11 protein-coding genes and 2 pseudogenes are annotated in these 13,473 nt (G+C 73.0%); 2 read left to right on the top strand and 11 right to left on the bottom strand.

Annotation, left to right across the window (positions count from 1 at the left end; all coding sequences use genetic code 11):
- The first annotated feature begins 188 nt into the window (after positions 1-188).
- Positions 189-2,111, top strand: a complete 1,923-nt coding sequence (locus ABD841_RS19615; protein ID WP_344973534.1) for a BNR-4 repeat-containing protein — start codon at positions 189-191, stop codon at positions 2,109-2,111.
- 70 nt (positions 2,112-2,181) lie between these two features.
- Here the strand turns inward: ABD841_RS19615 and ABD841_RS40875 are convergent.
- The 6 genes and pseudogenes from ABD841_RS40875 to ABD841_RS19590 all read right to left on the bottom strand — a co-directional run.
- Positions 2,182-2,787, bottom strand: a pseudogene (locus ABD841_RS40875) (RNA polymerase subunit sigma); the annotation flags it as partial.
- A gap of 144 nt (positions 2,788-2,931) precedes the next feature.
- A pseudogene (locus ABD841_RS40870) lies at positions 2,932-4,071 on the bottom strand (RNA polymerase sigma factor); the annotation flags it as partial.
- Between the two features lie 148 nt (positions 4,072-4,219).
- Positions 4,220-4,543, bottom strand: a complete 324-nt coding sequence (locus ABD841_RS19605) for a YciI family protein (protein WP_344973528.1) — start codon at positions 4,541-4,543, stop codon at positions 4,220-4,222.
- A gap of 187 nt (positions 4,544-4,730) precedes the next feature.
- Positions 4,731-5,621, bottom strand: a complete 891-nt coding sequence (locus ABD841_RS19600) for an ABC transporter permease (protein ID WP_344973525.1) — start codon at positions 5,619-5,621, stop codon at positions 4,731-4,733.
- Entirely contained in the window at positions 5,614-6,537 is a 924-nt protein-coding gene (locus ABD841_RS19595; RefSeq protein ID WP_344973522.1) for an ABC transporter permease, read from the bottom strand. The genes ABD841_RS19600 and ABD841_RS19595 overlap by 8 nt, the downstream gene beginning before the upstream one ends.
- 128 nt (positions 6,538-6,665) lie before the next feature.
- On the bottom strand, positions 6,666-8,267 hold the full coding sequence (locus tag ABD841_RS19590; protein ID WP_344973645.1) for a peptide ABC transporter substrate-binding protein: 1,602 nt from the start codon (positions 8,265-8,267) through the stop codon (positions 6,666-6,668).
- Between the two features lie 132 nt (positions 8,268-8,399).
- Here ABD841_RS19590 and ABD841_RS19585 point away from each other — a divergent pair, with 132 nt between their 5' ends.
- On the top strand, positions 8,400-9,377 hold the full coding sequence (locus ABD841_RS19585; RefSeq protein ID WP_344973519.1) for a helix-turn-helix transcriptional regulator: 978 nt from the start codon (positions 8,400-8,402) through the stop codon (positions 9,375-9,377).
- Positions 9,378-9,549: 172 nt separating this feature from the next.
- Here ABD841_RS19585 and ABD841_RS19580 read toward each other — a convergent pair whose 3' ends face one another.
- The 5 genes from ABD841_RS19580 to ABD841_RS19560 all read right to left on the bottom strand — a co-directional run bounded on the left by ABD841_RS19580 (position 9,550) and on the right by ABD841_RS19560 (position 13,162).
- Positions 9,550-9,990, bottom strand: coding sequence for an ATP-binding protein (locus ABD841_RS19580; RefSeq protein ID WP_344973516.1), 441 nt, complete (start codon positions 9,988-9,990; stop codon positions 9,550-9,552).
- A gap of 163 nt (positions 9,991-10,153) precedes the next feature.
- Entirely contained in the window at positions 10,154-10,966 is an 813-nt protein-coding gene (locus tag ABD841_RS19575; RefSeq protein ID WP_344973513.1) for a DUF1206 domain-containing protein, read from the bottom strand.
- 37 nt (positions 10,967-11,003) lie between these two features.
- Positions 11,004-11,936 carry a Ppx/GppA family phosphatase gene (locus ABD841_RS19570; RefSeq protein ID WP_344973510.1) on the bottom strand — a complete coding sequence of 311 codons (933 nt, stop codon included), beginning with the start codon at positions 11,934-11,936 and terminating at the stop codon, positions 11,004-11,006.
- 30 nt (positions 11,937-11,966) lie between these two features.
- On the bottom strand, positions 11,967-12,602 hold the full coding sequence (locus tag ABD841_RS19565; protein WP_344973507.1) for a class I SAM-dependent methyltransferase: 636 nt from the start codon (positions 12,600-12,602) through the stop codon (positions 11,967-11,969).
- Positions 12,603-12,790: 188 nt separating this feature from the next.
- On the bottom strand, positions 12,791-13,162 hold the full coding sequence (locus ABD841_RS19560; RefSeq protein ID WP_344973504.1) for a winged helix-turn-helix transcriptional regulator: 372 nt from the start codon (positions 13,160-13,162) through the stop codon (positions 12,791-12,793).
- Positions 13,163-13,473: the final 311 nt, after the last annotated feature.

Genomic DNA, 13,473 nt, shown 5'->3' with positions numbered 1-13,473 from the left:
AACCGCCCGCCCACCCGGCGAAACCGCACCCGCCCGGACAACCCCCACCCGGCCGGCAGCCCGCATCCACCCGGACGGCTCCCCACCCGGCCGGACGGCTCCCCACCCGCCCGGACGGCTCCCCACCCGGCCGGCGAGCCCCGGCTCCCCTCTCACCGCCACCGGTGAACACCACGGAAAGGCAGCGCATGACACCCCCCGTATCACGTTCCTCGTCCCCCGAGCGCACACCGTCGCCGACCTCCCGCCGCAGGCGCGGAACGCGCGGCGGGGCGGTCCTCGCCGCGCTCGCGCTCGCCGGTCTGGCCGGCGCCGCCGTACCGGCCGCCGCGCAGGCCGCACCGGACCGGCAGGCCGGGCGGCGGACCGCTCCGGCGGTCGAGAAGCTCCCCTTCCCCGTGGACACCTCCAACCAGGCCGGCTGGTGGCGACCGCTGGACCGGTTCCGGGGGGTGACGTACTTCGCCTACAACGCCCCGGTCGCCGACGCCAACCGGCACGAGGTGCACGTCGCGGCGCGCGGGTCGGACGGCGCCTGGACCAGCGGCTGCCTGCGGACCGCCGCCGGGGCGTGCGTCACCTACGGCGACGACGTCGGGCACAACCAGCCGTCCATCGTGGTGGACGGCGAAGGCCACATCCACGCCTTCGTCTCCATGCACAACCACCCCTGGCGCTACTACCGCACGACCCGGGCGGGCGACGTGACCTCCCTGGTGGACGCCGCCGCCGACATGCCGGACGGTGACCTGCGCTTCACCTACCCGGTCACCGTGCGCGGCGGCGACGGCGACGCCTACGTGATGGTCCGCGCCGACCAGGACGCCCTGGGCAAGCGCGACGGCCGGCTGTACCGGTTCGACACCGCCACGCACGCCTGGAGCAGGGTCGCGACGGTCGCGGCGGCCACCGGTCACTCCTTCTATCCCGACGACCTGAAGGTGGACACGCTCGGCCGGGTGCACATCCTGTGGGAGTGGGGCCCGTGGCCGGCCAGCGCCCTGCGCCACCTCGGCTCCTACCTGGTCTACAACCCCGCCGACGGGTCCTTCCGCGACGTGAGCGGCGCCGCCCGCACGGTGCCCGTCACGCCCGGCGTGGGCGAGCCGGTGGTGTACCAGCCCTACGCCGAGGGCGAGACCATCACCTCGGAGAGCCCGGCGGTGCAGACCGCCAAGATCGCCCTGGCCGGCGACACGCTGCACGGCATCGCCTACCGCTACCGCCCGGCGTCCAACGGGGGCAACTTCTCCGGGTTCGACGTGCGCTACGCCACCTGGAACGGCTCGGCGTGGGTCCGCGAGACCGTCGCCGACCGTACCGAGGCGGGTACCGTCGTCGAGACCTCGGCGGCCATCGACGCCACCCACTCCGTCGGGAGGACCCGCGTCTACTTCGTCGCCCAGGCCGCCGGATGCGGTGACACCCGCAGCCAGGTGGTGGTCGCCGAGCGGGCGGTGTCCGGCGGCGGGTGGCGCTTCACGACCGTGGGCGACGTCCAGCCGGGCCTGCAGCGGCTGCGCGCGCTGCCGCACCCCAGCGGGACCGACGTGCTCTACATGACCGCGCCGCTGGCCGACGGCGCCCGCGGCGGGCTCTGGCACGCGCTGGCGCCCCGCGTCGGGGCCCCGGTCCCCGGCAAGACGTTCCCGCAGATCGTCCAGGACCTGATGGGCAGTGACGTGGGCGGCACCAACCTCGCGTTCGGCGCCCAGGTCACGGTCTCCTCCGCGCTGCGCGCCGACACCGGCGGCGAGAAGGCCGTCGACGGCCTGTGCGCCGACACCAGCCGGTGGATCTCCGCCCAGGGCGACACGGCACCGACGATCACCGTCGACCTGGGGTCCCCGGCCGCGATCGACCGGGTCCGGGTGCACAGCGGCTACACCCGCGCGCCCGTCCCGGGCACCGACGTGCTGCGCGACTTCACCGTCGAGGCCCGCGTCGGCGGCCAGTGGCAGGAGATCGGCCGCGTCACGGGCAACACCTCCGGCACGGTGACCCTGGACGCCGGTGACGTCCAGGCCGACCAGGTCCGGCTGCTCATCACCGACCCCTCCAACAACACCCTCGACGTCGCCCGGGTCTACGAGATCGAGGTCCTCGGCTGACCGGTCCGGCCGCCGGAGGCCGGGTCCGCCGGCGGCCGTCCCTCCTCGCGGGCCTTCCCCTGCCCGGCGGTCAGGTACGGTGCCTGAGCTGCCGGAGGGTGTAGCCGTTGCCCGCCGGGTCCAGGGTTTTGGTGGCCTGCTTGAAGAGGTACTCGGCCCGCTCGTAGGACAGGCGGCGGCGGCCCGTCTGCGGGCACAGGTCTGCCCGCGCCGGCCTCCGGGCCGGCGCGGGCCGGCGGTCGGCGAGGAACAGCGGGCCCCGGGTGCGGCCGGCCACCAGGCGGGGAAGGAGCCGGGCGGTCCCGGAGCGCCAGTTCACCCAGGTGCCGCCGGTGCGGGCCCGGCGGTCGTCCAGGTCCAGGTCCTCCACGTTCAGCGACAGGACGGTCGTGACCGCGGCCGCCGACTCGTGCAGGAGCCGCCACAGGGCCCGTTCCCGCAGCGGCAGGCCGGGGCGGTCGCAGAGCGCCTCGAGCTGTGCCGGGTCGATGGCCTCCGTCCGGGGACGGGTCTCGGCACGCCGGTCGAGACCCGCCGCGAGGTCGTCCAGGGACGCCCAGGCGCAGAACGATCGGACGGCCGACCGGTGCCGGTTCCACGTCGTGGCCGCCGCCTCGCCCCAGGCCGTCGCGAACACCCGCGCCACCTGGCCGGCCGTCAGGGAGGCCAGTGGCGTCTGATCGCCCAGGGCCAGGCACAGACGCCGCAGGGTCTGCCCGTACGAGCGGATCGACGCGGCGTCCAGGTCGTCGCGTCCCAGGAAATCCCGGGCGGCCTGCGCGAGAGTGACGCCCGGCGCGCCGCTGACGGCGATCTCGTCCGCGCGGCGGCGCAGGAAGGCACGCTCGGCGGCGTTCCCGGTGAGAGACGCGGCGCGCTCGAACTCCAGCCGTGCCTCCCCGTACCGTCCCAGCCGGGCCAGCAGGTCACCCCGGACGCCCGGCAGAAGGTGGTAGTCCCGTAGCGCGGGGTCCCCGGTCAGGGAGTCGACCAGGGCGAGCCCCGCCTGCGGCCCACGTGCCATCCCGAGCGCCACGGCCCGGTTGAGCTGCACGATCGGCGTCGGCAGCAGCCGGGCCAGCGCCTCGTACAGGGCCGCGATCTGCGCCCAGTCGGTGTCCTCGGGGGTCCGTGCCTGCGCGTGGCACGCGGCGATCGCCGCCTGCAGCACGTACGGGCCGGGCGTGCCGCCGATCTCCCGGGCGCGCAGCATCGCGGTGAAGCCGCGGCGGATGAGCAGCGGGTCCCAGCGTCCCCGGTTCTGCTCGTGCAGCTGGACGAGCTCGCCCCCGGGCCCGGTCCGCGCGGCGGAGCGGGACGCCTGGATCTCCATCAGCGCGACCAGCCCGTGCACCTCGGCCTCATGTGGCGCCAGCTCGGCCAGCAGCCGGCCCAGCCGCAACGCCTCAAGGCAGAGCCCCGGCCGCATCAGATCGTCCCCGGACGTCGCCGAATACCCCTCGTTGAAGATCAGGTAGATGACCTCGAGCACCGACGACAGGCGCTCGGCCAGCTCCGGGCCGTCCGGCAGCTCGAAGGGGACCTGCTCCTCGGCCAGCGTCCGCTTCGCCCCGGCGATGCGCCGGGCGATCCTCGGCTCGCCGACGAGGAACGCCCGTGCGATCTCCCCTGCCGTCAGGCCGCCGAGGAGCCGGAGCGTCAGCGCGACCCGCGCCTCGGCCGGCAGTACCGGGTGGCAGGAGATGAACATCAGCCGCAGGACGTCGTCCTGCCCGGAGTCCCACTCGGGGTCCCGCTGCCGTTCCCGTTCGTGGGCGAGCTGCTCGTGCTTGCGCTCAAGACGCTGGGAGCGCCGGATGTGGTCGACGGCGCGGCGCTTGGCGATGGCCGTCAGCCAGGCGCCGGGGTTGTCCGGGACGCCCGTCCCGGGCCACTGTTCGAGCGCGGCGACGAGCGCGTCGTGGGCCAGTTCCTCGGCGAGGCCGACGTCGTGCACCATCCGCGTGAGCGCGGCGATGATCCTGGCCGCTTCGAGTTTCCAGACCGCATCGATGGTGCGATGGGCGTCCGTCACAGCACGATGACAGCACCGCCCCGGCTCGCTCGCAAGCCGGGGCGGCACCGTCAGCGGTCCGGCCGTCAGCGGTTCAGGGGCCGAAGACCTGCTGGATCACGCTCTCACCGTCACCGACGATCCTGCGGAAGCGGCGGGTCAGCTCGATCGCCTCCTCCCTGGAACGGACCTCGACCAGCGCGAAGCCCGCCACGGCCTCCTTGGCCTCGGTGAACGGCCCGTCGGTCACCGTGATCTCCTCGCCGGAGGACGTCACACGGATACCGCCCGGCTCAAGGCCACCGGTGGCCAGCAGGATGCCCGCCGCGGTCAACTCCTCGACGAACGCGGCCATCTCGGCGTACAGCTTCTCGTCGGGGGCCGTGTCGGACGCCTTGGTCGTCATCAGGTAGCGCATGGGGCTCTCTCTTTCTCTTCCGTTGTTCTGCCTACGCGTCGAACAACCCCATGTGACAGGGAATGACGGCGTTCCCTGTCACATCGCCGGATCGCTCGCTCCCGGGCCGGAGGAGCCGGGTGAGCAGTCGTGGTGGTGGCGGTCGACCGGTCAGCCGGCCGGCGGCCCGGGAGGACAGCGGGACGGTTCAGCGGAGCCCGGGGTCGAGGGCGTCGCGGACGACGTCGCCGAGGAGGAGGAAGCTCAGCACCGTCGCGGTGAGGAACAGCGACGGGAAGACCAGCAGGTGGGGGTGCTCGGCGAAGAACACCTGGGCGACGTTGAGCTGCAGGCCCCAGGAGACCTCGGGGTACTGCAGGCCGACGCCCAGGTAGTCGAGGGTGGCCTCGCCGGCGATGACGTTGCCGACGTTGAGCATGGCCACCACGAAGACCGGGGCGACGGCGTTGGGCAGGATGTGCCTGACCATGACGCGCAGGTCGCCCGCGCCGAGCATGCGGGCCGCGGCCACGTAGTCCATGTCGCGGACGGCGATCACCTGGGCGCGCATCAGGCGGGTCATGGTGGTCCAGCCCAGCACGACGAGCACCAGGGTCATCGCCCAGACGCCGTGGCCGGGGAAGGCGACCAGGATCACGGTCGCGCCCAGGACGAACGGGATACCGAAGAACACGTCGGTGAGCCGGGAGACGACCGCGTCCGGCAGCCCCCCGTAGTAGCCGGCGAGCAGGCCCAGCACGACCGAGACGAGCAGCGCGAAGACCGTCACCGCGATGCCGATCAGGACGGAGGCGCGGGCGCCGTGCACGATCTGCGACCAGTACTCGCAGCCCTGCAGGTCGTAGCCGAACACGGCCGCGCCGCCCGGCCCCTTCTTCGACCTGCGCAGGTCGCAGCCCTCGTTGGGCCCGAAGCGGGTGAAGGCCCCGGGGAGGGCGGCCATCGCCACGGCGAGGACGAGGATCACCGCCGAGAGCCAGAAGACCGGCCGGCGGCGCAGCTCCAGCCACGCGTCGCGCCACAGGGACCCCGCCCGGGTCCGGCCCGGCCGCGCCACCGCGGCCCGCTCCTCAGCCACGGCGGATCCTCGGGTCGAGCACGCCGTACAGGAGGTCGACGAGCAGGTTCACCAGAATGAAGATCATCACGAGCACGGTGACGACGCCCACGACGACGGGCCCCTCCCGGAGCTGGATGGACTGGAAGACCTGCTGCCCGATGCCCGGCAGGTTGAAGATGCCCTCGGTGACGACGGCCCCGGCCATCAGGTTGCCGAAGTCCACACCGAGGAAGGTCACGACCGGGATCAGCGAGTTGCGCAGTGCGTGCCCGCCGATCACCCGGCGCCGCCGCAGCCCCTTGGCGCGCGCCGTGCGGGCGTAGTCGGCGCGCATGTTCTCGACGAGGCTGGTACGGGTCAGCCTGGCCACGTACGCGAGGCCGAACGAGCCGAGCACCATTCCGGGCAGCAGGTAGCTCGTCGGCCACCCCTCGTCCACGCCCGCCGTGGGGAACAGCCCGAGGTTGAGGCCGAGCACGATCTGCGCGGTGTATCCGACGACGAAGACCGGCACGGCGATGACGAACGTCGTCCCGGCCAGCACCGCCGTGTCGGCGATCCCGCCCCGGCGCAGTCCCGCGATCACGCCGAGACCGACGCCCACCGTGAGTTCGAAGACCCACGCGGTCACCGCGAGCTGGGCGGTCACCCCCCACCGCCCCCGGAGGAGCTCGCCGACCGGCTGCCCGGTGAAGGTCTCCCCCAGGTCGCCCCGGACGGCGTCGAGCATGTAGAGGCCGTACTGGACGATCAACGGGTCGTCGAGGTGATAGCGCTCCCTGAGCGTCCGGAGCACCTGCTCGGGCAGGGGCTTGTCCCCGGCCAGGGCGAGGATCGGGTCGCCCGGCAGGGCGAAGACCATCGCGTAGACCAGGAAGGTGGTGGCGAAGAAGACCGGTACGGCCTGGAGGAGCCGGTGGACTGCGTACCTCACGGCCGCGTCCCGGAGACGGCCCTCCGGCGGTCGCGGGACGGCCACCGGAACCGGCGGAAGAACCACCGCGCCACGCGGGAGGACCCCGGAGCGGCGGGCCCAGGGGATCGCCGTTTCCCGCGGGCCACCTACTTCACCGTGATCGTGTCGAGGTTCGGGCTGTAGGCGTCGATCCGGACCCCGTCGATCCTGGCGGAGTATCCGGCCTGGTCCTGCCAGTTCCAGAGCGGCGTCATCGGCATCTCGGCCAGCGCCAGGTCCTCGGCCCTCCGGTAGAGCGGGATGCCGGCCTCCAGACCGGGGGCGGCGTTGGCCCGGGCGATCAGGTCGTCGAACTCCCTGCTCTCCCAGCCCATCCGGTTGCCCGCGCCCCACATCGGCTGCAGGTAGTTCTGCGGGCTCGGATAGTCCATGACCCAGTTGTTGCGGTACGGGCCGTCCTGCCGGTGCTCCCGCAGCGTGGCGAGGTAGTCGGCCGCCGGGATCTTACGGAACCGGATGTCGGTGATGCCGAGGGTGTCCTTGAGCTGGTTGGCCACCGCGGTCATCCACTGCTCGTAGCTGGGGTCGGCGTTGGAGAAGTAGAGGTTGAGCGTGCCGCTGAACCCGCCCGCCCTGTCGAACAGCTCCCTGGCCCTGGCCTTGTCGAAGACGCACGCCTCCCCGCAGGCGTTCTCGCGGTAACCCGGCACCAGCGGCGCCACCAGTGAGCCCATCGGTTTGAAGGCGCCGTTGAAGACGGCGTCGACGATGGCCTGCCGGTCGATGGCCATGGAGATGGCCTTGCGCAGGTCGGGATGGGCGAAGCGCCGGTCGTAGACGGGAAAGCCCAGGTAGTCCATGGTCCCGCTGGGGGTGGTGACGAACCGGTCGGCGAGCAGCCGCCTGGCCTCGGCCGTGCTCGCCGGCGGAATCGTCCGGAGCAGGTCGACCTTGCCGGCCCGCAGGTCCACGTACGCGGTGTCACGGCTCCCGTAGATCTTGAAGGTGATCGCGTCGGACTTGGCCGGCCGGGGGCCCGCGTAGCCGTCGAACCTCTTCACCCTGATCTGCCGGTTGCGCACCCACTCGCCGTCCAGGGCGAAGGGCCCGTTGCCGATCGGCTTGACGTCGTAGGCGGCCGGGTCGGTGAAGGCGGCCTTGGGCATGGGGGCGAACCCGGTGTAGGCCAGCGTGACGGGGAACTGGCCGAACGGCTCGGTCAGCGTGACCCGAAGGGTGTTCCGGTCGACGACCTTGAGACCGCTCAGCTTGTCCGTGGCGGGCTCGGGGGCCTCGTCCGCCCCCTCGGGCGCCTCGGGGTTCAGCGCGTCGTAGCCCTCGATGTTCTCGAAGGAGGAGTTGTTGGTCCACGCGTTGGGGCCGTAGGCCGCGGCGTTCCAGGCGTCGGCGAAGCTCTCGGCGGTCACCGGCTCGCCGTTGTGGAACTTCTGCCCGGGCCTGATCCTGATCGTCCAGACCTTCTGGTCCTCGCTGGTGACCGACTCGGCGGCCCGCATCTGCGGCCGCCCCCGGGGGTCGATCACCACGGGCAGGTCGAACAGCGCCTGCAGGACGGTGATCGAATAGCTGCTGGAGGTGTTCCCGGGGGTCAGGTGGTCGGGTTCGGTCAGCGCGACCGAGAACTCCTTCGCGCCCTGCCCCTGCTGCCCGCCCCGGCCCGGCGGTCCCGAGCCGCCGCACGCGCCGACCGCGAGCGTCGACGCCAGGAGGACGGCGGGTCCTCGCATCCTTGTCACGACCGTCACCGTTCCTCCCGGGGATGTTGCGGAGAGAGTAAAGCCGGTTACAAGTCGAGGCATCGGAGAGTTTACGTATTTCCTTAACCCGGGGTTTACCGCATCCCGTTCGGAAAGGGGATCATGGACCAGATCACTCTGAGCCCGCGCCACCTCCACGCGTTCACCGAGGTGGGTTTCCGGGTCGCCGGGCGCAGCGGCGTGCCCGGCGCCATGCGGGCGCTCCGCCAGGTCATCGCGCTGGAGGCCTACGACTTCGTCGCCTACGACCCGGTGACCGGACGCCACCGCAGCCTGATCTCCGCGGGGTACGCGCGGGTCGACGGCGACGCCGCCGAGGAGTACGCCCGTCTCGTCCCCTACCGGCGCGCCATGGAGGCGCGGGTGCCGCTGGCCATGGGCGCCCCGGGCACCGAACGCTACTTCCGCCGCCACCTGGAGCCGTACGGCTGGCACGGCGGGCTGACGACCCCGCTCTTCCTGCCCGAGGGCCGCTACACCGGCCTGCTCCACCTCAACGCCCGCGACCCCGGCGCCTTCTCCGGCCAGGCGGACGCGCTGCTCGGCGCGGTCTCCCCCACACTGGCCCACGTCACCGACCTGAACCGCTGCGTGATCGACCCGGCCGGCCTGCCGCCCGGCTTCCGCGTCGCGGCCTTCGACCGCGCCGGCACCCGCCGGGACGTCGCCGGTGCCCCGGCCTCCGAGGCCGTGGCCGCCGAGCCCGCCATGGCGGAGCTGGCCGGGGAGTTCATCGACTCCGGCGAGCTCAGCCGGCGCGGGCTCTGGCTGGACGGGTCCGGGCGCTGGCGCGAGGTGCGGCTGCTGCGCGCCGGCGTCGGACCGCACGGTGCCCTCCGGGGCGCGATCGTCGCCGAACGCCCCTGCGACCTGCCGTACGACCTGACCGGCCGGGAGATCGACGTGATCACCCACGTGGCGCTCGGCGACTCCAACCCGCAGATCGCGGCGACGCTGATGCTGAGCGTCCGCACGGTCACCACACACCTGGAGCACATCTTCGCCAAGCTCGGCTGCGAGAGCCGGACCCGCCTCACCACCAAGGTCCTCGCCGAGGGCCTGTGCCGCCTGCGGGTCTGACGCCCCGGGCCCCGGCGGGAGTTCCCGGGTGCCCCGCCCCGGTCCGCCCGGTCGCGGCCGGGCGCGGCCGGTCGCGGCCGGGCGGCGTTCACGGTGCCTCACCGGACGGGCGGTGTTCCGTCCCCCCGCGCGGCCGGGCGGCGCTCGCCACGTCTCACCGGACGGGCGGCGTTCACCCGACGCCGGCCAGCCTGGACACGCGGACGGCGGCCGGCTCCAGCACCAGCTCGAACCAGATCTTGTTGGAGCCCGCCTCCCGGACCAGGCCCCAGCGGTGGGCCAGCGCCTCCAGCAGGGGCAGGCCGCGCCCGCCCGTGGCGTCCGGCGAGGCACGGCACACGCACGGGACCTCCGCCGAGCCCTCGTCCTGGACGCAGACCCGCACGCTCCGCGCCGAGTAGGCCACCGTGACGGTGAAGGCCCCGCCGTCCCCCGACCGGGAGTGGACCACCGCGTTCGTGGCGATCTCGCTGGTCAGCAGGACGCAGTCGTCGTGGAGGGGGTGGTCACGCCCGAGGGTCATCGAGACCAGGCGACGGGCTCTGACCACCTGGTCCGGGGAACCCGCCAGGCGGAGAACCCATTCGCCGCGGTCGTACTCCGACGAGTCCATACGCCCCCTCCGATGCTGTCGTACCCCTGGGAAGACGCGGAACTCGGAGGAGAAGATGTCACGAGAAAGTAGGAATGCGATCACTTACCGGATAGTCAGATCGGGCTTGCCGGACGAGCTCTGACCTGCGTACCCGCACCTGCCGTCCCGTACGCTCCAGTTGTCACATCCGATGCCAGCGGGCCTCGAAGAAACAGTAGGCCGCGAACAGCAGGAGACCGATCGCGACGACCCCGAGCAGCCACGGCCCGGCCGGTGTGTCGGCCAGCGAGCGCAGCGTCGAGTCGATGCCCTTGGCCCTGTCGGGGTCGTAGGTCATCGCGGCCTGGACGACGAAGACGCCGGCCACCGCGGCGATCACGCCCCGGGCGAGGTAGCCCGCCAGGCCCAGCTTCTCGGCCAGGTCACGCGCCTTCGGGGGCATCTCGCCGGTCCGCAGGTCCTGCAGGAACCTCTTCCGGTAACCCTTGTGGATCCAGTACGCCCCCAGCGCGACCAGGCCCAGCCCGACCAGGCCCACGATGAGCTGGCCGGCCGGCAGATCCATCAGCTTGGCCGTGAGGTCCTTCGAGTGCTCGTCGGTCGAACCGCCCGAGTCCCCGTGCAGCAACAGGCTGAGCAGCGTGGCCACGACCAGCCCGTACACCGCGGTGCGTCCCGCCGACTCGGCGCGGTCCTTCGTCCGGCCCCGGCCGATCACGGCCTCCGAGAGCTGCCACAGGGCCAGCGCGGCGAAACCGACGACCATGAGCCAGAGCAGCACGGTGCCGAAGGGCTGCTCGGCGACGATCTCGATCGCCCCGGTCTTGTCGGCCTCCCTGCCCTCGCTGCCGCCTCCGAAGGCGATCTGCAGGGAGAGGAAGCCGATCAGGCCGTAGAGGACGCCGCGGCAGACCATACCGAGCCGGGCGAGCCTGTCCAGTGTCCGACTGTTCGCCGCTCTGCGCGCGGCGCCTTCCAGCTGAGCGCTTGTCATGACAATGCGCTCTTACCTATTCAAGTCCGGGTAAACTTCAGCGCTCGGGCATCGCGTCCAGCCGCCGCAGGATGACGCCCTCGCGCAGCGCCCACGGGCACACCTCCAGCTCGGCGACACCGAACAGGTCCATCGTGGCGTCGGCGACGATCGCCCCGGCCGGGAGCTGCGGCGCCCGCCCCTCCGACACGCCGGGCAGCATGGCCCGCTCCCGCACGTCCATCGCGGCCAGCCGGCCGGTCCAGCCGACCAGGTCGGCATGCCTCAGCACCCGGCGTACGTTCGGTCCATCGTTCGAGGGCGCGGCCCCCGCGATCCTCGCGAGCTGCTTGAACGTCTTGGACGTCGCCACGGCGTGGTCCGCCCGCCCGTACCGGGACACGGTGCCCACCGTACGGGCGATCTCCGCCCGGACGTGCTTGCGCAGGGCCCGTACCTCGTCGGCGGGCGGCGGATCGGCGCTGAAACGGCCGCGGGTGAGGCGGCCGGCCCCCAGCGGCAGCGAGACCGCCACGTCGGGCTGCTCGTCGATGCCCGAGGCGATCTCCAGCGACCCGCCGCCTATGTCGAGCACCAGGAGCCGCCCGGACGACCACCCGAACCACCGCCGCACGGCCAGGAACGTCAGCCTCGCCTCGTCCTGCCCGGAGAGCACCTCGATGCCGACGCCGGTGTCGGCCTGGAGCCCGGCGAGCACCTCCTCACCGTTCACGGCCTCCCTGATCGCGGAGGTGGCGAAGGCCATCAGGTCCTCGACGCCCTTGTCCTCGGCGATCCGCAGAGCGTCCTCGACGGCCTCGCGCAACCGCGCGGCCCCCCGCGCGGAGAGCCGCTCACCGTCCTCCATGTGCTCGGCGAGCCTCAGCTCCACCTTGTGGGAGTACGCCGGCAACGGCCGAGCTCCCCGATGTGCATCCATCACCAGCAGGTGCACCGTGTTGGAACCGATGTCGAGAACGCCCAATCGCATGGGATGAAATTACTATTTCCTGGACACTCGTCAGTTCGGGGGCCGCAGATGGACGCTGACGGCGTACCCGCCGCCGTCGTAGGGGGCACCGTCCCACGTCGCCAGGCGCCGCAGCGGCGTCAGCCCGGCGGCCTCGCACCAGGCGTCGTAGTCGGCCAGGCCGACCGTGGCGGAGGCGAGCGGGAGATGCGCGGCGTCCAGCCCGAACCCGCTGACCAGCAGCCCGCCGGGGCGCAGCAGCGCCGCCAGGCCCGCGACGGCCCGCGCCTCGGTCCCGGGGGCGAGCAGCGGGATGACGTTGCCCGCGGCGACGACCAGGTCGAAGGGGCCGGCACCCGCAGGACCGAGGGCATCGGGGTCGAGGGCGCTGAGATCGGCCAGGACCCACGGGAGCCACGGCGCGGCCCGCCGGGCGACCCGGAGCATGGACTCGTCGAGATCGACGCCCACGCAGTCGTAGCCCAGCTCGGCCAGCCGGATCGCCACCCGGCCCGTCCCGCACCCGGCGTCCAGCACCCGGGAGCCCGGGGGCACCAGCTCCGCGCACAGCCGCGCCTCGCCGTGGACGTCCGCCCCCGACTCGGCCAACCTGGCGAACCTCTCCGCGTACCGCTCCCCTGCGTCGCCGCCCGTGATGTCCGCCCAGCGGCTCCTCGGTTGCTCCATGCCCCCATGATTCCACCGCCCGCCGGACCCGCTCCCGCCGGTCGGGCCGCCCCCGCCGGGACACCTCGCACCTCCCCGGCCGCCGTCCCGCGCGGGAGTTCCGAAGCGCTCATCCTGCGGGTCCCACGGGGTGATCCTCCGGCGTCCCGCGGCGGACGACGCCGGGGCCTCCGGTTGCCCCCGGCGGATCACGCGGGGCGGGCGCGGGCGATCTCGTCCATGTGCTCCTCCACCCAGCCGCGCAGCCCGGCGAGCGGCTCGGCGACGCCGGCTCCCAGCTCCGTCAGGGAGTACTCCACGTGCAGGGGGACGGCCGGGTAGATGACCCGGTCGACGAAGCCGGCCTCCTCCAGCCGGCGGAGAGTCTGGGTGAGCACCTTGGGGCTGACGCCCTCCAGCCGCCGTTGCAGCTCGCCGAACCGCCGCGGCCCCTCTTCCAGGGCGCCGATCGCCAGCGCGGCCCACTTGTTGGCGAGCAGGTCGAGCACCCCGCGGCAGGGGCACTGCGCGGCGTAGACGTCGTGCCGATCGTGCTGCCCGGTGGCGCATCGCACGGACATGGACGCCCCTCCTCGGTATCGGGTTAATACTTCCTAATGGGAAGTATAAGTACTTGCGGGTCGCTAGGGCGTTTGGGGTACCGTCGCGGCGTCGTCTCGGCCCCCGGTACGCCGCCCGCGACGCCACCGGCCGGCACGACGGCATGGCCCGGGGGTGTCCACGACACGGAGACGCGCCACCCCGGCACCCGGAACAACGGGCGCGTCGCCCTGGAGATCTGGTACGGCGAGCGGGTCACGGGGCCCGCCACCCCGGCACCCGGGACGGCACGTCGCCCCGCCGGACCCGGGGAACGCCGTGCGGCCATCGC

The sequence above is a fragment of the Streptosporangium fragile genome (genome assembly GCF_039534445.1).
Taxonomy (GTDB): Bacteria; Actinomycetota; Actinomycetes; order Streptosporangiales; family Streptosporangiaceae; genus Streptosporangium; species Streptosporangium fragile.
This window is presented reverse-complemented; position numbering and strand designations above follow the sequence as displayed.